We start from the raw sequence: 17,334 nt of genomic DNA on the forward strand, positions 1-17,334 counted from the left end.
TACTAGCATCCATCTTATAAAATACGTTATATATGAGCAACGATTCGACAAGATGGATGCAAGGCCGCACACATACAAGTCTAAAAACGACAGGCGGAATTGAAAAAAACAGTTGAAATTCTAAGGATTATGATTGGAGAGATTGGGATTATGGAAAAAATTTGGTTCGCTGAATACCAAAAAACAGGGATTCCGGAAACTGTAGAATTACCAGCAGAAAATACTTCATTGATAGATATTTTTGAACGTAACTTCCAGAAATTTGGTTCACGTGATGCCTTTATCTTTATGGATAAAGTGATGACTTTCAATGAACTGGAAGAAGCTAGCCGTAAATTTGCAACTTATCTACAAAGCTTGGGGCTGGCAAAAGGTACACGTGTGGCAGTCATGATGCCAAACGTTCTGCAATATCCAGTCGTGGCACTCGGGGTATTCCGCGCTGGTTTGGTACTGGTGAATGTGAATCCGCTTTACACTTCACGTGAACTTGAACATCAGTTAAATGACTCAGGTTCTGAAGTACTGGTAATTATTGAAAATTTCGCATCTATTTATCAGGCCATTATTGGTAAGACTCCAGTCAAGCATGTGGTTGTTGCTTCTGTGGGTGACATGCTGGGTACCTTAAAAGGTACGCTGGTCAACTTTGTGTTACGTTCGGTGCGTAAGCAGATTCCAGCCTGGAATATTCCTGGGCATGTGAAGTTCAACACAGCAATCAACAAGGTCAGTCCGAACAATTATAAACGTCCTGAATTGACTCTCAATGATACCGCAGTGCTGCAATATACCGGGGGTACCACAGGGGTGTCTAAAGGAGCAGAACTGACCCATCGCAACCTGGTGGCCAACATGTTGCAGTGTGATGGAATTTTCCAGAGTAAATTTGGTGCACAGGATGGGCAGCCAGATGACCGTATTTTCTGTGCGTTGCCGCTCTATCATATCTTTGCCTTCATGGTGTGTGCACTTTACGGTATGTACAAAGGTCAGGCGAATGTCCTGATTCCAAACCCGCGTGACCTGCCGGCAGTGATGAAAGAATTGCGTAAATACCAGCCAACTTTCTTCCCGGCAGTTAATACCCTGTTTAATGCGCTGGTGAATAATGAAGAATTCAAGCAGCTGGATCATAGCCGTCTGAAGATGGCTATGGGCGGTGGTATGGCAGTTCTGCCATCAACCGCAGAAGCATGGAAAAAAGTAACCGGTACCAATATCATTGAAGGATATGGCCTGTCGGAGACGTCTCCAGTTGCAACTGCAAACCCGCCAGCCTCTGAAGAATTTAGCGGCACGATTGGTATTCCATTACCATCAACTGACGTAGCCATGCTGGATGATGCCGGCAATGAAGTGCCAATCGGGGAGCAGGGTGAGATTTCGATCCGTGGTCCTCAGGTGATGAAAGGCTACTGGAACCGTCCAGATGAAACAGCCAAAGTCATGGTGAATGGCTATTTCCGCACTGGTGATATAGGTGTGATGGATTCACGTGGTTATGTGAAGATTGTTGACCGTAAAAAAGACATGATTCTGGTATCCGGTTTTAACGTCTATCCTTCAGAAATTGAAGAGGTGGTTGCCAAGCATCCAAAAGTTCTGGAAGTGGCTGCTATTGGTGTGCCTGATGAAAAATCGGGTGAAGTGCCAAAACTGTTTGTGGTGAAAAAAGATCCGTCTTTAACGACTGAAGAAATCTTGGCGTATGCTAAAGAAAATCTGACCGGTTATAAGCGTCCACGTTATGTCGAGTTTATGGATGAATTACCGAAATCCAACGTCGGCAAAATCCTGCGCAAAGATCTACGTAAAACTGCTTAACTCAGCCAAGGCTTAAGTTATCCAAGAAAAAAGCGCCTCAAGGCGCTTTTTTCTGATGGATTATTTTTTCATTAACCAGCGATCAAAATAGGGCCGGCCTACACCGACAATTCCCAGAAAAATAAACATGGCCCCAAACTGACGGGTAAAGCCTTTCTGGTGAAATTCACCATAGCTGAGAATATTATCCAGTAAACAATAGACCAGCAGGGCGATGATCCAGTGCCAGAGCGGCAAGCGCTTGATTCCGACCGCATAAAAGCCAACCCATAACACAACAAAAGTGAACAGGGTAGACCAGACATTCATATTGGCACAAATGACCGTCAGTAAAAAAGCCACAATTGGCAGGACAATTTTTAAGACACGATCCACTTGACGTTGATGTTGACGTTGTTTCTCGAGAACCTCAAACATTTCATTTTGATCAGGTGCAACCATCGTGAAGCCTTCAATATTTATAAAAACACCCTATTTAACAAAATTTATTCACTAAATGCCATGTTATGATAGCGATAAAAGCCTGTAAGAGAAAAAACGATGTACAGCATTAGTGGGATTATCTATCTCATTTTGGCCGCCTGCCTTTTACCTTATGTCTTTACCTTTATCGCCAAAAAATCTGCTGGTTTTCGTGCCAAAGACAATCAGAATCCAAGAGTATTTTTAGACAAAGCGACAGGACTGGCCAGTCGGGCCCATGCTGCCCAGCAAAACAGCTTTGAAAGTTTACCTTTATTTATTGCTGCAATTTTATTAGCTGAATATATGGTCATCTCACAAAAACTGGTGATGACTTTCGGCATTGCCTATCTGGTGTTTCGTGTGTTGTACGGAATCTGCTATTTGGCCAACTGGGCGACTTTAAGGTCTATCGTCTGGCTGCTGTCAATCCTGTGCCCGATTACTTTATTGCTATTAATTATCAAGATCGTCTAACTAAATCCGGAATGGCTCAACATATTTGCAGTTCCCTCGGCTAAAACCAAAAAAAATCTGCAAAAACCGTTATAATTGTGGCGATTTTTTCAAAGATATAACTTGTTAAAGAGTGACGCTATGAGCTACAGCAATATCCCAGCAGGTAAAGATGCGCCAAACGACATCTATGTGATTATCGAAATTCCTGCCAATGCAGCACCGATCAAATATGAAATCGATAAAGATTCTGACGCGTTATTTGTTGACCGTTTTATGGGTACAGCAATGTTCTACCCAGCAAACTACGGTTATGTACCGAATACATTATCACTGGATGGTGACCCATTAGACGTGCTGGTTGTTACTCCACATCCGGTTGAGCCAGGCTCTGTGATTCGTTGCCGTCCAGTCGGTAAATTGAATATGGAAGATGATGGCGGTATTGATGCGAAACTGGTTGCAGTTCCACATGACAAACTGACTCCAATTTATAAAGATGTTCAAGAATATACCGATCTTCCTCCGCTATTGATTAGCCAGATCGAGCATTTCTTCCAGCACTATAAAGATTTAGAGCCAGGAAAATGGGTAAAACTGAGCGGTTGGGAAGGTGCGGATGTTGCAAAACAAGAAGTACTGGACTCAATTGCAGCTTATGCAGAAGCCAATAAATAATAGATTTTCTTGTTAGTTTAGGTCTTTAAATCTTAAAGCTTAAATTAAAAAACCTGCACAATGTGCAGGTTTTTTTATGGCTTGAGATTCGAGCAACTTAGAATAGTTTCACAGGAATATCTAACCAGATACGCCATTCGTTGGTATCACCGATGTAAGTGGTCTCATAGGCATCGCTTGCACGATAGTAAGAATGACGAAGACGTAAGCTTGTATCTTTGGCAAAACCAGACTGAACAGTGTATTTCACCTGGTTAAAGAATTCGCGCTCATGCTCGTTATCACTGATCATAGTCCCTGCATTGTTGCTGGCTTTAATATCCCAGCCATAAACAAAAGCAGAGGTCCAAGACAGGCCAGGCACATTTACAGCACCAAAATCAAAGGTGTACTGTAGTTGAACTGATTTTTCATCATTCCCAATGAAGTCTGACAGGTAGGAGTTAGGCAGGTAAATACTCTGTTTGCCATCGCCTACACCTGTCCCTAAACCATAGTCATAGCCAGTGTTACCAAAGTTCTGTTGGTAAGCCACCATAACATTATGTGGACCACGATTATAAGTTGTAGATAAAGCTAAGATAGTATTATCGAATGAATCATCTGGTGAACCAATTTGAGAGTAAAGATATTGATTTGCTTCCTTATCCCATTTTGTATAGTAACCACTAAAATCATGCGTTAAGGTGCTGTTATTTGCCAAAGCATAGCTATAGTTGGTGTTAATATAATGGCGGTCCAAGCGATCTTTAATATCTGTACCGTAGTAAGACGCATTTAAATTGTCATTGAATTGGTATTTCGCACCCCATACCACAGCACGATCCAGCTCTGCACCATCAGAATTGATCTGGTCTGAAAGCTGGTTTTCTGTAAACTTACCTGCAGTTAAGCTTAAATTTTCAATTTCATTACTTTCTACCAATACACCCGTGTAGTACTCAGGCACTAAACGCGCAGTATTGCTTGCAAGTACAGGTAAGTCCAGAACTTGAGTACCATAAGTTGCTGTAGTATTCGATACGCGAGCTTTTAAATATGCGCCGCCACGAGCCCAGTGGTCGTAAGCATCTTTAGTACCATCCGGATTATCTTGAGGGTGGGTAGGGAGCATATCATTTCCAGTATGTCCGTTTTCACCCAGTTTAAAAGAGGCATCTCCGATAATGCCCACACCGAAACCGACAGTTCCTTGCGTGAAGCCTGAGTCCAGTTTAACAATCGCAGTTTGCGCAAATGAACTGGTATCTGCTACTCCATTTTTTTTATCGCGGGTTAAATAACCCGTACGGAACAGAACAGAACCTTCTGCATCTTCAACAAAACCTTTAGATTCGCTTTGCTCACTGGCAAATGCGGTTGAGACTAGGGCAGATTGAATTAAAACTGCCAATGCTAATTTTTTTTTCTGTTGCATTTGGGGAGAGAGCCTTATACAAAGTGAATGGAAATTTTAGGAATTGTATAAGATTAGCTAAAAAAGTGTCATTTTTATTTAATATTTTCTACTAAAGTTTATAACTTTAAGCTTTAGTGAAAATTATATAAGAGCCGTTGAAACCACATAAATTTTTAGATAAAACTTAATAAAAACATTAACTTAAGTTGTAATTTGGCGAGCTGTTGATAAGAGAAACGATTTAATGAGGCCGTGTTTTCACTGAAAAGTTATTACATGTCAGGTTTTACTTGCTTAAATAGTAAACAATTGATAAAGATTTAACTCTGCAGCCATGTTCGCCTATTCTTCAGTAAAAATACTATTGAAAGCCAAATAGACTTTAAAAAAACGATTTAAAAATCTTCGCAGAATAAGAGCATGTGTGGATTTACTGGCTTCTTATCCGTTTTGAAACTGCATTTATTATTAAAAAATTAAAAACTGATTTGATTCGACTGTGCTTTTTACCCTGCTGATTGGCATAGCTCTTGCATCGCCTAACTGGAGTCCACTACATCAGCATAAGTACGTCTTGAGGCGTTTGGGGGGAAGAATGAAATTCATGTTAAAAACATTGGTGGTTGGATTAGGCAGTGCTGTTTCTGGCTTGAGTCTGGCGGAAGAACCGTCAGCTGAACATAGGGTTTCCGGTAATATCAGTATACTTTCCAGCTATAACCTGCGCGGTATCACCAATACACCTGAAAATAAAAATGCAACTCTTCAGGCTGGGCTGAACTATCAGCATGCCTCAGGTGTGTATGCAGGCTGGTGGGGTTCTACGCTGGATTATGGCGATAACTTGCCGAATGCTTTTGAAAATAATCTTTATCTTGGGATCAATCGTGCAATGAAGCAAGACTGGGGCTATACACTTGGTCTGACCTATTATTACTACTATGATATTGATACCAGCGCTGCCAATGGTTTTGAAAGTTTATTGGGTTTGACTTATCAAGACTTCGGTCTGACTGTGCAAACCTTGCTTGAGGACCTGACCTGGGGCAATGCAGGTGATACCTATGTTAAAGCGACTTATCGCCATCCATTAGCGCAGGATTTTAATCTGGATACCGCATTGGGGCTGTATGCTTACGAAAAATCAGGTGATCTTGAAGGTACGGCTGAATATTTTGGCTTTCGTCATTTTGACATCGGTTTGAGTAAAAAGTTTGACAAGACAGGGCTGAGCGCCAGTATGAATTATATACTGGGCGGTTATGACCGCTTTGATGAAAAACAGAAGAATAAAGTAGTATTTACTCTGGGCTACAGTTTTTAAAGCACAGAAAGCCAGAGGTGTATCAAGGCGACAATCGGTCGCCTTTTTTGATTCAGAGCTGATGTTGGCCGCGATACGATAACGCTTCTGACAGGTGCTGACCTTGAATGGTTTTACTTTGATTTAAATCAGCAATAGTGCGAGCAACCCGTAAGACCCGATGATAGCCGCGTGCTGACAGATTTAATTTCTTCTGGGCCAGTTCGAGCATCTTTTGGGTAGTTTGATCCAAAGTCGCATACTGCTCCAGTTGCTGAGGAGTTAAACTCATATTCAGGGCACTTTGTCGCTGAATCTGTAATTCATAGGCGGCAATCACCCGCTGTCTCACCGATTCGGAATTTTCCGCGGCTTGTGTATTCTGTAATTCGTGTGCCTGTAAAGGAGGCACATCAATATGCAGATCAATACGGTCTAGCAGCGGGCCTGAAATCCGGTTCTGATAACGCTTGATACTGTCCGGTGAACATTGGCAGCGACTGTCCTGATGAAAAGCATAGCCACATGGGCAGGGATTCATCGCTGCAATGAGCTGAAAATTGGCCGGAAAAGTGATTTGCCGGGAAGCCCGTGAAATTACGATTTCTTTGGATTCCAGCGGTTGGCGTAATACTTCTAAGACTTTACGGTCAAATTCAGGTAATTCATCCAGAAATAATATACCTAAATGTGCCAGGGTAATTTCCCCCGGTTTAGGATGTGAGCCTCCGCCAACCAAGGCAATCGCAGAAGCAGTATGATGAGGAGCACGAAATGGCCGTTGTCCAAACGGATGGCTGGTATTGGCAATCGAGTAGATACTGGCGACTTCAAGATTTTCCTGGCTATTGAGTGGCGGCAAAATACTGGCTAGCCGTGATGCCAGCAAAGTCTTACCAGTACCAGGTGGCCCACGGAACAGAAGGGAATGGCCACCCGCTGCAGCAATTTCCAGCGCCCGACGCGGTCTTAACTGGCCTTTCACATCCGCCAGATCAAATTTATAAGCAGCATGCTGAGCGGAAGGGAGAGTGGTAAATGGAGGAAGCAGTTGGGTTTGTGCCAGATGTTCACAGACGTCTTTCAGATGATGAGCAGCAAAGACCTGAATATCGGGCAGCTGACAGGCTTCCTGAGCATTGCTGCCTGGTAAAATCAGTTGATGCTGTGCCTGCTGACAGGCAATCGCGATACTTAAAATGCCCGTGACAGAACGTAATTGTCCATCCAGTGCCAGTTCGCCAATAAACTCCAGATGATCGGTACAGTTTTCAGGAAGCTGGCCCGAGGCCACTAAAATTCCTAGTGCAATCGGCAGGTCCAGACGTGAACCATCCTTGGGCAGATCCGCAGGGGCAAGATTAATGGTCAGGCGTTTGGTCGGGAACTGAAAACCACTATTGAGAATGGCTGAACGTACCCGATCCTTACTTTCTCTGACAGCGGCTTCAGGTAGGCCTACAATGGTGAGAGAAGGCATGCCGGAACTGACATGAACTTCGACTTCAATTAAAGGGGCATGTAGGCCGAATAAGCCCCGCGTATAAATTTTGGCAAAAGACATATTATTGTTCCAATTGGGTGCATTATTTTTATAAGTTTGGCGTCTTTTGTGCACTGATGTGGTGCTTATTTTTTGTTGGAAATTTTCTCTTCAAGGGCATCAACCTGTTTTAACAGCTCATTTAAACGCTGATTGGCATGCTGCAAAGCAGTGCGCTGGCGCTCGATCTCTTCTTTAGAGACCAGATCTATCTTGGTCACGGCTTCATTTAATAAGGCACGCAGGTTGTGTTCCAAGTCTTTTTTAGGCTGTTCGACTTGTTGCAAAATCGCTTGTAACAGGGTTTCAATCATGGTCCGATTCATCCTCATGGAAATGAGGCAACAGTGTATCACTGCCAGAATAGAGACCCTAGTATTTCAGATAAAATATAGGCAGATTCGATCAGCACTCTTGTAGCAGCGGTTATTCTACCGTTGTGAGTCACCTATTGAAAATGACTGAACGGCCTAGGTAGGCCTCATATTAACTAAAAAATATATGTCTTCACCCATATAGATGAAGTGTCAGCAGCTCCTCATAATCTACATAAAAAATATTTCATTTTTGCAGAATCCAACTGGTTATAAGTATAAAATGGGGTATAAAGAAACATCATGTTAATTTTTCTAATTTCCCCCGACCTTAGAAATCTTGGCATGAAATTTGAACATAAAACCTTACTGGTGAAATAAGCCGAAGGAAAACAAACATGAAACTCGTAACTGCAATCGTAAAACCTTTCAAACTGGATGACGTGCGTGAAGCGTTATCTGAAATTGGTGTGCAAGGTATCACTGTCACTGAAGTTAAAGGCTTCGGTCGTCAAAAAGGCCACACTGAACTGTATCGTGGTGCTGAATACGTTGTAGATTTCCTGCCAAAAGTCAAAATTGAAATCGCGATCAGCGATGAAATGGTGGAGGCAGTAATTGAATCTATTACGCGTGTAGCCAGTACAGGCAAGATCGGTGACGGTAAAATTTTCGTTACTAATCTGGAGCAGGTGATCCGTATCCGTACCGGTGAAACAGGTGCAGATGCTGTCTAATTTGGCACGAAGTTTGCTGAGTATCGAATAACTCACAAAAAACTTGGTCGGGGATACAAATGAAACATATGCTACTTGCGTTCAGCTTGTCGGGCGCACTTTTGGGCGGTTCTGTTGCTTGGGCTGAGCAGCCTGCAACAGTACCGGTCTCCACATCAGATAATTTATTGCGCCATGCCCCCCATCCTGCTACCTCTACACAAGCGCCCACCGCGCTTGCTGCCACTACTCCAACAGAAACAGAAAAAGAATCTACATTAGACACAGGTGATACCGCCTGGATTCTGGTGTCTACCGCTTTGGTCCTGTTCATGACCATTCCCGGTCTGGCCCTCTTTTATGGTGGGATGGTACGTAAGAAAAACGTGCTCTCTACGATGGCGCATAGCTTTATTGCCGCCGCCGTGGTGAGCCTGAGCTGGGTTTTTCTGGGTTATAGCTTGGCTTTTAGTGAAGGCAATGGCTTTATGGGGGGGCTGGATAAATTCATGCTGGCCGGTATTCGCCCCGACACGCTTATCGGCACACTTCCTGAAATCCTGTTTGTGATTTTTCAAATGACCTTTGCCATTATTACGGTGGCGATTATTAGTGGCTCGATTGCAGAGCGTATGAAGTTTGGTGCCTTCATTGCTTTTATTGCCCTCTGGAGTGTGGTGGTGTATGCACCGATTACCCATTGGGTATGGGGTGGGGGCTGGCTAGGCAATGATGGGGCGCTGGATTTTGCGGGTGGTACTGTCGTGCATATTAATGCCGGTATTGCCGGTCTGGTGGCGGCTTATATGTTGGGTAAACGTATGGGACTGGGCCGTGAATCGATGGCACCGCATAATCTGACCCTGACAGTAATGGGGGCCAGCCTGCTCTGGGTTGGCTGGTTCGGTTTCAACGGCGGATCGGCGCTCGGAGCAAATGGTGCTGCCGGCTATGCGCTGGTGGTCACCCAGGTCGCTGCGGCAGCTGCAGCCATCTCGTGGTTAATCACAGAAAAAGTAGTGCGTGGTAAGGGGTCTGTACTGGGTGCAGTTTCAGGTGCAGTTGCCGGTCTGGTGGTGATTACGCCAGCAGCAGGTTTTGTGACGGTCAGCGGTGCACTGGCTATGGGCCTAATAGGGGGAGTGGTGTGCTTCTGGGGAATTACCGGATTGAAACGTGCCCTGAAAGCCGATGACTCTCTAGATGCTTTTGGCCTGCATGGTGTAGGGGGGATTATTGGTGCGATCCTGACCGCCTTCTTCGCCAGTGAATTTATTATGGGGGAACAGGCACCTGATCATATAATAAGCCAGCTCTGGATTCAGATTGAAGGGGTACTGGCCACCATCACTTATTCTGCCCTTATGACTTTTGTGATCCTGAAAGTGCTCGATTTGCTCATGGGTATTCGTATCGGCTCTGAAGATGAACGCATAGGGCTGGATTTGAGCCAACACGGCGAACGTGTCGAATAATAATCAATACTCTATAATCAATATATAGTGCAAAACAGCTCATATGGGCTGTTTTTTTTCTATATATTGCGTAAGACTCTACAAAGTTTGCAAATTTTGCTACACTCGGGACTCAACAGGATTTGTTCAATTAAACCGCTATGCATTGCCCATTTTGCAATACTGCCGACAGTAAAGTGATTGATTCACGCTTGGCCGCTGAAGGCTGTCAGATTCGCCGCCGCCGCGAATGTATCAGTTGTAATGAACGTTTCACGACTTTTGAAAGTTATGAAGTGGTGATGCCGCGTGTCATCAAATCGGATGGTAAAAATGAACCGTTTGATGAAGCCAAATTGCGCCGTTCTCTGATGCATGCCTTGCAGAAACGTCCGGTAACCCAAGAGCAGATTGAAACTGTACTCAGTGATATCCAGTTGCAGATCCGTCGCTTGGGAGAACGTGATGTGAAGTCGCGAACGATTGGTGAAATTGTCATGCAGTCGTTATTCGCGCTGGATCATGTCGCTTATGTCCGTTTTGCCTCGGTTTATCAGGATTTTCAGGATGTCGAAGCTTTTCGCCGTCAGATTGAACAGATGCAACTACGTGAAAATCAAGACCAGACATGACTGAATTCAAGCAGGAACAGAGCTGGATGCATCGTGCTATTGAACTGGCGCGGCAGGGCCAGTATTCCACCAAGCCGAATCCGAATGTTGGCTGTGTGATTGTGAAAGATGGGGTGATTGTGGGTCAGGGTTTTCATCCCCAAGCCGGACAGCCACATGCAGAGGTTTTTGCACTGCGCGAGGCCGGAGAGCAGGCACGTGGGGCAACCGCTTATGTGACTCTGGAGCCTTGCGCACATTATGGCCGTACGCCGCCCTGTGCCAAAGGGCTGGTTGAAGCCGGTGTGGCCAAGGTGGTGGTGGCCTGTCCTGACCCGAATCCCCTGGTGGCAGGTAAGGGTGTACAGATCTTGCAAGATGCCGGCATTGAAGTGGAAGTGGGGATCGCTCAGAAAGAAGCCCACGCCTTAAATGAAGGTTTTTTGAAAGCCATGGCCAGCGGGATGCCTTATGTGCGCCTTAAAGTTGCCTCGAGTTTAGATGGCCGTACGGCCATGGCTTCCGGTGAATCGAAATGGATTACCGGAACCGAGGCGCGTCAGGACGTGCAGCATTGGCGCGCCATTTCTGGTGCGGTCCTGACCGGCATTGAGACTGTACTGGCAGATGACTGCCAGCTAAATGTCCGACATCTTAATGGTGTTGATGATATGAGCACGGTGGTTCAGCCAAAACGGATTATTCTAGACCGCCAAGGCCGTCTGCCATTGACAGCGAAAATTCTAGCGCAGCCTGACAGCGTGATGGTCATGGGGCCATTCCGTCAAGAGCTGGCTGATCTGGGTGTGTTACAATTAGCAGTGCAGCCTTTAACACAATTATTGGCTCAGCTGGCTGGGCAGTATCAGATTTATGATGTGCTGGTGGAAGCAGGGGCGACCTTATCTACGGCATTTTTACAAGAACAATTGGTTGATGAATTGATCAGTTACGTTGCACCCACCCTATTGGGCCGTTCTGCACGTACTATGTTTAATGCAGAATTCAGCCGTATGGCCGAACAACTCCGATTTAAGCTGCGCGATGTAACTCGCTTCGGTGAGGATGTGCGCTTCAGGTTAATTCCTTTTCAAGAGACACTATGAGTTCAGAGTCTACGGTTTATCATAAACGTCGCCATGCGGCGCGTACCACCGATGAATATCTTTTCCATCAGCTGGTTCCTTATCTGGGCAACAAACGCCGTCTGCTGCATTTAATTCTGGAAGCGCTTGAGAGTACAGGCACCCTAAACCGTACTGATGGCCGTGCTCCTATTTTTGCCGACTTCTTTGCTGGCTCTGGTGTGGTCTCACGTTTGGCTCGTCAAAACGGTTACCGGGTGATTGCCAATGACTGGGAACCCTATAGTCATGCCCTGAATCATGCGGTGCTGGCCTGTACGGAGGCACCAGCGTTTAAAGAATTGGGTGGCTACCAGAAAGCCATTGATTATCTAAACCGTCTGCCCGAAGTCAAAGGCTGGGTGACGCATAACCTGTGTCCACGTAATGATGAAATTTATGATCCGTCGCGTGACCGTTTGTTTTTTAAACGCCGTAACGGGATGCGGATTGATGCGATCCGCCAGCAGATTGCCACCTGGCAGGCACAAGGTGCAATTGATGATGTCGAAATGAGTGCTTTGCTGGCACCGCTATTATATTCAGCTAGTTTTGTCAGCAATACTTCCGGCGTATTTAAAAGTTTCCATCATGGCTGGGGCGGCAAGACCCAGACCGCACTGGAACGGATTGAATCTTTACTCTGGCTGACGCCAAGCCGCTTCTGTGAAGACAAGAAACATCAAGGGCCGACCGCTGAAATGTGGTGTGTGGATGCCCAACATCTGGCCAATCAGATGAGCAGTTTTGAGGTCGATGTGGCGTATCTGGATCCGCCGTATAACCAGCATGCCTATAGCAGTAATTATCATGTACTGAATGCGCTGACTTTATGGGATCAGGTCGATCTGCCGACACCAGATACCAAGGGCTTCAAGAGTGGTATTGACCGCGCCTGGCGTAAAGAACGCCCGAGCCAGTACAACTCTTCCAAGTATGCCAAAGAGGCGTATGAGACCTTGCTGGCCACGATTAATGCACGTTTTATTCTGACCAGTTATTCCACCGACGGTAATATCAGTGCGACCGATTTATTGCAGGCCAACCTGAAACGCGGTCGGGTGACTCTGCTAACCCAGGATGTGCCACGTTATCGGGTTAGCAAGCAGCGCCAGTCAGAACGTGCACGCGTACTCGAATTCATTGTGATTACCGATACGCATGCCAAATCAGGCCCACCCATCCGTCAGCTACTAAGCCAGTTGCATCATTATGCAGAGCTGGGCGGTGTAGATACAACCGGGGTCAGTACCCAGTTGGCCTTGTGGTAAGCGCATAAAAAAGGAAATAAAGATGTTTACAGGTATTATTGAAAGTCTGGGCAAAGTTGAAAGTCTGCAAAGTGTCGGAGGAGATGTGCGTTTACGTATTCAGACCGATCTGGATATGTCGGATGTACATCTCGGTGACTCGATTGCCACCAATGGTATTTGCCTAACCGTGATTGACTGGGGCGAGAACTGGTATGCAGCGGATGTGTCGCGTGAAAGCCTGAACCGGACCACACTGGGACAATGGAAAGTCGGACAGCCTGTGAATGTCGAAAAAGCCATGCTGCCAACCACCCGTTTTGGTGGGCATATTGTGTCTGGGCATGTCGATGCTGTGGGTGAAATTACCATCGTTCGTGAAGATGCCCGCTCGGTATATTATGAAGTGACGGCACCGGCTGAAATTGCCAAATATCTGGCAGAGAAGGGCTCAGTCACCGTTGATGGCATCAGTCTGACCATTAACCATTTACGTGGCAGTGTCATTAGCCTGAACCTGATTCCGCATACAGCTGAGCGGACCAATATCGGTACCTGGAAAGTCGGGACAAAAGTAAATCTGGAAGTTGATGTGCTGGCCCGTTATATCGAGCGTTTGCTGCTGGGAGATAAGGCTGCAGAAACCACCCAGCAATCAAAAATCAGTATGGAATTTCTGGCTGAAAATGGCTTTTTAAAATAAGTCCAACTCCAGAATTCCTGGCAGTCTAGTTGAAAAATTAGACTGTTTTTTTGTTTTTGGAGATAATACCGCGTATAACTTGCAATTTTAGCCCCAATGGACAGATCGAATGCTCGATTTTTTACTTCATCTTGAACAATCCTTGCCCTTATTGCTGGACCAGTATGGGGTATGGATCTATGCGATTCTGTTCCTGGTGATTTTCGCAGAAACCGGCTCAGTATTTTTCTTTTTCCTGCCTGGCGACAGCCTGCTAATTGCCATCGGGGCACTGTGCTCGACGACGGACCTGATCACTTTACATTCTGTCGGTTTATTACTGTTCATTGCTTCTACTCTGGGATATACCGTCAATTACTACACGGGCAGGGCGCTAGGGCTAAAATACTTCAATGAGCATTCACGCTTTTTCAAGCCGGAATATATAGTCAAAACCAATCATTATTTTATGAAGCATGGCGGCAAGACTATCCTGATTGCACGTTTTATTCCCTTTGTACGTTCCTTCGGACCTTTTGCCGCCGGTTCCGGGCATATGAACCTGATGACCTTTGGCTTGTATAATGTGGTTGGCGGAATACTCTGGATTAGCAGCCTGTTGGGGGTGGGCTATATTCTTGGTAATACCGCCTTTATGCTGGCTGACCTTTTTTAAATTTTGACGTTTTAAAGTTGAGCTGAGCTTGATTATTTTTTATTCGGCCTGTACGGCTTGGAGCAGACCGGGCGTCCAAAGCTCTTGCCTTGTTGAATTTTTAAGGCCTCGAGCGACCACGCATAGATAAAAACTTTTAGATTTACCTTAAATCGATTGATGAACCCTGGATGTTTGGTTCTTTCAGACCAATCATAGCGCTATAAGAAAAAAATTAAATCAGATAGCAGCCAGTGTGAGTATGGCTCAGCCTATTGTGACAAATTGGAATTTTGAAGAATATAGTCAATTTCTTCTTTGGCGGCAGCACGCAGCTTATCGCGTAGTGCATTCACTGTTTGCTCAATGGCACTTTCGGCCTCCAGTTCCAGACGTAAACGTACACTGTCGAGTTCAGACCGAATCTGGGAATCTTCAATACGGTATTGACCTGCGGAAAAATCCAGCACCTGTTCAGGGTTTTTCTGATAACGCGCGGTGTAGTGCTGTATCTCAAGATCAAGCTGCTGACGCATTTCGATTAATTTTCGGTTTTGTTCGGCAAATTTGAGTTCTTCATCCCGGCGCAGCTGTTCAGCATAGGCCTGTGCTTCAGCACGTTTTTTGTTTAGGGCTTTTTCCAGTGCCTGCTGTCTTCGGATGCGAGCCTCTTCAATCAGTTCAGCCTTGCGCTGTGCATAGGCCGCTTCAATCCGGCGCTCCGATTCTAGTTGTGATTTTTGATCATATAGCAGCCATTCTTCCAGAACGGTTTCAGGCTTGAGTACATCACAGATCCGCGAGAGGTCATCGATAAAGGTCTGACGCACAGCCTCAGGCGTATTTAACCAGCGCTGTTTAAAATCTGGACCTACATTTAATGCCACTTGCATCTCCTTGTTTATCGTCTTGTTTAAAGTTTATAGGTCTGAGGTTGAATACCAAAACGGCGATATTGTTTGAACTTTTCACGCCCCAGCTGCTTGGCCGGCTCATTGTTTTCAATAATCTCAATAATGTGACTAAATTTCGCATCTGGTTCAAGTGCTTCCGGACTAAAATTAAAAATAATCCAGCCCGGCTGTTTGGGGAGCTGTGCCGATATACAGACCGCAGTCTCAGGCTGCTCAATACCATGCGGAATAAAGCTGACTGGATCAAAGCTCCAGAGCAGCTCATCAAGTTCCTGCTGCAGGGCAGGATCGGCACAGTATAGCCAGATGCGTTCGGGTTGACGCAAAATCTTGCGGCATAAACGACAAGTGCTGTCCACTTGTCGTTCAGGGCTTTTTTCAAATAAGTAGAAGCTGACCTTAGCCATTCACTTGAACACGATTAGCCAGAAATTGCATTAATAATGGCACTGGACGGCCTGTCGCGCCTTTATTGGGACCAGAGTTCCAGGCAGTCCCGGCAATGTCGAGATGCGCCCAGCGATAATCACGGGTAAAGCGTTGCAGGAAGCAGGCAGCGGTGACTGAACCGGCTTTAGGGCCGCCAATATTGGCAATATCGGCAAATGGTGAATCAAGCTGTTCCTGATAATCATCCAGCACCGGCATGCGCCATACGCGGTCAAATGCGTTCTGGCCAGCGGTTTCCAGCTCGACAGCCAGCTCGTTATCCGGAGTGAACATGCCTGTAAGCACGGAACCCAGCGCCACCACACAGGCACCGGTTAAAGTTGCAATATCAATTACCAGTGCAGGATTAAACTGTTTGACATAGGTCAGGGTATCGCACAGAACCAGACGGCCTTCTGCATCGGTATTTAAAATTTCAACGGTTTGGCCGCTCATGGTGGTGACAATGTCGCCAGGACGGGTCGCTTTGCCGGATGGCATATTTTCAGCCGCAGCAATTGTTCCGACCACATGAATCGGTAAACGGGCTTCACACAGGGCACGCATGGTTCCCAGTACCGAAGCAGCACCGCACATGTCGTATTTCATCTCGTCCATGCCTGCGCCCGGTTTAAGTGAAATACCGCCAGTATCAAAGGTAATGCCTTTGCCGACCAGCACAACAGGCGCTTCGCTACGTTCGGCCTGATATTCCATACTGATAATACGGCCTGGACGCTCCGAACCTTTACTGACTGCCAAAAAGGCACCCATCCCGAGATCCGCCATTTGCTGTTCATCCAGTACGGTGACTTTCAACAAGTCTGGATATTCCGCTGCCAGGGCCTGTGCCTGTTCTGCCAGATATTCCGGGAAGCAGATATTTCCTGGGCGGTTGCCCAGATCACGTGCCAGATTCTGGCCGCTCTGTACCGCCTGAATCAGCTGCAGCTGTGCTGAATCTAAGGCACTTTGTGCGGTGATCAGGTCAATCTGTTCCAGAATAAACTCATTTTTCTTCGATTTGTATTCGTCATAGCCATAGTTGGCCTGAGTCAGGGCCAGTGCAAAAAGATAGTGCAATTCTTGTGGAAGTTGTGTCAAATCAACAGAAATCTGTTTGAATTTTTTCTGCGTGGATTGAATAATGGTTTGTGCAAGCTTCGCCAGTTTAGCAGGCTGTAATTCAGCAGTTTTGCCCAGTCCGATCAGCGCAGCAGAGTGACACTGGCTGAGCTGATTGATCAGGCTCAGACTCTCGGCAAGGCCTGCCTTGAATTGAGCAGCTTCAATTAATGTGTCGAATTGACTGATCGGGTAATGTGACGTTATTTCCTGAACTTGTTCTGCGTCGACTAAAATCAACAAAGACTGACTTGATCCATTCTCTGGGAATGACGTATTAATTGTAAGTTTCATATCCTGCTTTCACGCCTGTGTAGGTTTGCGAATCATTCAATCATTGAACCATTTATCTCAACAGATTTTCAATGGGAATGACAGCTCAGGTTTTATAT

Annotated in this window: 18 protein-coding genes; 11 read left to right on the top strand and 7 right to left on the bottom strand. The window is 45.7% G+C overall.

Translation table 11 applies throughout. The annotated features are described in order from the left end of the window. Positions 1-150 precede the first annotated feature (150 nt). Positions 151-1,827: an AMP-binding protein gene (locus NI467_RS00080; protein ID WP_151204153.1), complete on the top strand. Its 1,677-nt coding sequence runs from the start codon at positions 151-153 to the stop codon at positions 1,825-1,827. 60 nt (positions 1,828-1,887) lie between these two features. Here NI467_RS00080 and NI467_RS00085 read toward each other — a convergent pair whose 3' ends face one another. Continuing rightward, complete coding sequence (locus NI467_RS00085) at positions 1,888-2,268, bottom strand: hypothetical protein (RefSeq protein ID WP_151204154.1); 381 nt, start codon at positions 2,266-2,268, stop codon at positions 1,888-1,890. Positions 2,269-2,367: 99 nt separating this feature from the next. On the opposite strand from NI467_RS00085, the gene NI467_RS00090 reads away from it, so the two are divergent. Next, positions 2,368-2,766, top strand: a complete 399-nt coding sequence (locus NI467_RS00090) for an MAPEG family protein (RefSeq protein ID WP_151204155.1) — start codon at positions 2,368-2,370, stop codon at positions 2,764-2,766. 120 nt (positions 2,767-2,886) lie between these two features. Further along, the gene (ppa, locus tag NI467_RS00095; protein WP_151204156.1) at positions 2,887-3,423 is read left to right on the top strand and encodes an inorganic diphosphatase; all 537 of its coding nucleotides are present in this window, start codon (positions 2,887-2,889) and stop codon (positions 3,421-3,423) included. Positions 3,424-3,520: 97 nt separating this feature from the next. On the opposite strand, the gene NI467_RS00100 is transcribed toward ppa, so the two are convergent. Next, on the bottom strand, positions 3,521-4,840 hold the full coding sequence (locus NI467_RS00100) for an OprD family outer membrane porin (RefSeq protein ID WP_151204157.1): 1,320 nt from the start codon (positions 4,838-4,840) through the stop codon (positions 3,521-3,523). 577 nt (positions 4,841-5,417) lie between these two features. On the opposite strand from NI467_RS00100, the gene NI467_RS00105 reads away from it, so the two are divergent. Continuing rightward, complete coding sequence (locus NI467_RS00105; protein ID WP_253150222.1) at positions 5,418-6,146, top strand: TorF family putative porin; 729 nt, start codon at positions 5,418-5,420, stop codon at positions 6,144-6,146. Positions 6,147-6,198: 52 nt separating this feature from the next. Here the strand turns inward: NI467_RS00105 and NI467_RS00110 are convergent, their stop codons facing one another. Next, positions 6,199-7,689, bottom strand: coding sequence for a YifB family Mg chelatase-like AAA ATPase (locus NI467_RS00110; RefSeq protein WP_253150224.1), 1,491 nt, complete (start codon positions 7,687-7,689; stop codon positions 6,199-6,201). 65 nt (positions 7,690-7,754) lie between these two features. Beyond that, positions 7,755-7,982 carry an accessory factor UbiK family protein gene (locus tag NI467_RS00115; protein ID WP_253150226.1) on the bottom strand — a complete coding sequence of 76 codons (228 nt, stop codon included), beginning with the start codon at positions 7,980-7,982 and terminating at the stop codon, positions 7,755-7,757. Positions 7,983-8,380: 398 nt separating this feature from the next. Here NI467_RS00115 and glnK point away from each other — a divergent pair, with 398 nt between their 5' ends. The 7 genes from glnK to NI467_RS00150 all read left to right on the top strand — a co-directional run bounded on the left by glnK (position 8,381) and on the right by NI467_RS00150 (position 14,495). Beyond that, positions 8,381-8,719, top strand: a complete 339-nt coding sequence (gene glnK / locus NI467_RS00120; protein WP_151204174.1) for a P-II family nitrogen regulator — start codon at positions 8,381-8,383, stop codon at positions 8,717-8,719. Between the two features lie 59 nt (positions 8,720-8,778). Next, positions 8,779-10,173: an ammonium transporter gene (locus NI467_RS00125; RefSeq protein WP_253150227.1), complete on the top strand. Its 1,395-nt coding sequence runs from the start codon at positions 8,779-8,781 to the stop codon at positions 10,171-10,173. Positions 10,174-10,313: 140 nt separating this feature from the next. Then, complete coding sequence (nrdR, locus tag NI467_RS00130; RefSeq protein WP_151206620.1) at positions 10,314-10,784, top strand: transcriptional regulator NrdR; 471 nt, start codon at positions 10,314-10,316, stop codon at positions 10,782-10,784. Further along, positions 10,781-11,869: a bifunctional diaminohydroxyphosphoribosylaminopyrimidine deaminase/5-amino-6-(5-phosphoribosylamino)uracil reductase RibD gene (ribD, locus tag NI467_RS00135; protein WP_253150230.1), complete on the top strand. Its 1,089-nt coding sequence runs from the start codon at positions 10,781-10,783 to the stop codon at positions 11,867-11,869. The genes nrdR and ribD overlap by 4 nt, the downstream gene beginning before the upstream one ends. After that, the gene (locus NI467_RS00140) at positions 11,866-13,158 is read left to right on the top strand and encodes a DNA adenine methylase (protein ID WP_151205585.1); all 1,293 of its coding nucleotides are present in this window, start codon (positions 11,866-11,868) and stop codon (positions 13,156-13,158) included. The genes ribD and NI467_RS00140 overlap by 4 nt, the downstream gene beginning before the upstream one ends. 22 nt (positions 13,159-13,180) lie before the next feature. After that, positions 13,181-13,840, top strand: a complete 660-nt coding sequence (locus NI467_RS00145; RefSeq protein ID WP_174660393.1) for a riboflavin synthase — start codon at positions 13,181-13,183, stop codon at positions 13,838-13,840. 109 nt (positions 13,841-13,949) lie between these two features. Then, the gene (locus NI467_RS00150; protein WP_151205587.1) at positions 13,950-14,495 is read left to right on the top strand and encodes a VTT domain-containing protein; all 546 of its coding nucleotides are present in this window, start codon (positions 13,950-13,952) and stop codon (positions 14,493-14,495) included. A 251-nt stretch (positions 14,496-14,746) separates the two neighbouring features. On the opposite strand, the gene NI467_RS00155 is transcribed toward NI467_RS00150, so the two are convergent. From NI467_RS00155 to NI467_RS00165, 3 genes are read right to left on the bottom strand one after another with little or no spacing between them, the layout of a single operon-like run. Further along, a complete protein-coding gene (locus tag NI467_RS00155) occupies positions 14,747-15,361 on the bottom strand; it encodes a hypothetical protein (RefSeq protein ID WP_253150232.1) in 615 nt (204 codons plus the stop codon). Between the two features lie 26 nt (positions 15,362-15,387). Further along, the gene (locus NI467_RS00160) at positions 15,388-15,795 is read right to left on the bottom strand and encodes a DNA polymerase III subunit chi (RefSeq protein WP_253150234.1); all 408 of its coding nucleotides are present in this window, start codon (positions 15,793-15,795) and stop codon (positions 15,388-15,390) included. Next, positions 15,788-17,236: a leucyl aminopeptidase gene (locus tag NI467_RS00165; protein WP_151206626.1), complete on the bottom strand. Its 1,449-nt coding sequence runs from the start codon at positions 17,234-17,236 to the stop codon at positions 15,788-15,790. Before NI467_RS00165 ends, NI467_RS00160 begins: the two co-directional genes overlap by 8 nt. Positions 17,237-17,334: the final 98 nt, after the last annotated feature.

It is taken from the genome of Acinetobacter sp. S4397-1, assembly GCF_024129285.1.
GTDB classification, from domain to species: domain Bacteria; phylum Pseudomonadota; class Gammaproteobacteria; order Pseudomonadales; family Moraxellaceae; genus Acinetobacter; species Acinetobacter lwoffii_C.

Excerpts from the sequence above, each read along its gene's own strand:
- glnK (WP_151204174.1), top strand. The coding sequence starts at position 8,381 with ATGAAACTCGTAACTGCAATCGTAAAACCTTTCAAACTGGATGACGTG.
- NI467_RS00165 (WP_151206626.1), bottom strand. The coding sequence starts at position 17,236 with ATGAAACTTACAATTAATACGTCATTCCCAGAGAATGGATCAAGTCAG.
- NI467_RS00090 (WP_151204155.1), top strand. The coding sequence starts at position 2,368 with ATGTACAGCATTAGTGGGATTATCTATCTCATTTTGGCCGCCTGCCTT.
- NI467_RS00140 (WP_151205585.1), top strand. The coding sequence starts at position 11,866 with ATGAGTTCAGAGTCTACGGTTTATCATAAACGTCGCCATGCGGCGCGT.
- NI467_RS00105 (WP_253150222.1), top strand. The coding sequence starts at position 5,418 with ATGAAATTCATGTTAAAAACATTGGTGGTTGGATTAGGCAGTGCTGTT.
- NI467_RS00110 (WP_253150224.1), bottom strand. The coding sequence starts at position 7,689 with ATGTCTTTTGCCAAAATTTATACGCGGGGCTTATTCGGCCTACATGCC.
- NI467_RS00085 (WP_151204154.1), bottom strand. The coding sequence starts at position 2,268 with ATGGTTGCACCTGATCAAAATGAAATGTTTGAGGTTCTCGAGAAACAA.
- NI467_RS00145 (WP_174660393.1), top strand. The coding sequence starts at position 13,181 with ATGTTTACAGGTATTATTGAAAGTCTGGGCAAAGTTGAAAGTCTGCAA.
- NI467_RS00115 (WP_253150226.1), bottom strand. The coding sequence starts at position 7,982 with ATGATTGAAACCCTGTTACAAGCGATTTTGCAACAAGTCGAACAGCCT.
- nrdR (WP_151206620.1), top strand. The coding sequence starts at position 10,314 with ATGCATTGCCCATTTTGCAATACTGCCGACAGTAAAGTGATTGATTCA.
- NI467_RS00100 (WP_151204157.1), bottom strand. The coding sequence starts at position 4,840 with ATGCAACAGAAAAAAAAATTAGCATTGGCAGTTTTAATTCAATCTGCC.
- NI467_RS00125 (WP_253150227.1), top strand. The coding sequence starts at position 8,779 with ATGAAACATATGCTACTTGCGTTCAGCTTGTCGGGCGCACTTTTGGGC.
- ribD (WP_253150230.1), top strand. The coding sequence starts at position 10,781 with ATGACTGAATTCAAGCAGGAACAGAGCTGGATGCATCGTGCTATTGAA.
- NI467_RS00160 (WP_253150234.1), bottom strand. The coding sequence starts at position 15,795 with ATGGCTAAGGTCAGCTTCTACTTATTTGAAAAAAGCCCTGAACGACAA.
- ppa (WP_151204156.1), top strand. The coding sequence starts at position 2,887 with ATGAGCTACAGCAATATCCCAGCAGGTAAAGATGCGCCAAACGACATC.
- NI467_RS00080 (WP_151204153.1), top strand. The coding sequence starts at position 151 with ATGGAAAAAATTTGGTTCGCTGAATACCAAAAAACAGGGATTCCGGAA.
- NI467_RS00150 (WP_151205587.1), top strand. The coding sequence starts at position 13,950 with ATGCTCGATTTTTTACTTCATCTTGAACAATCCTTGCCCTTATTGCTG.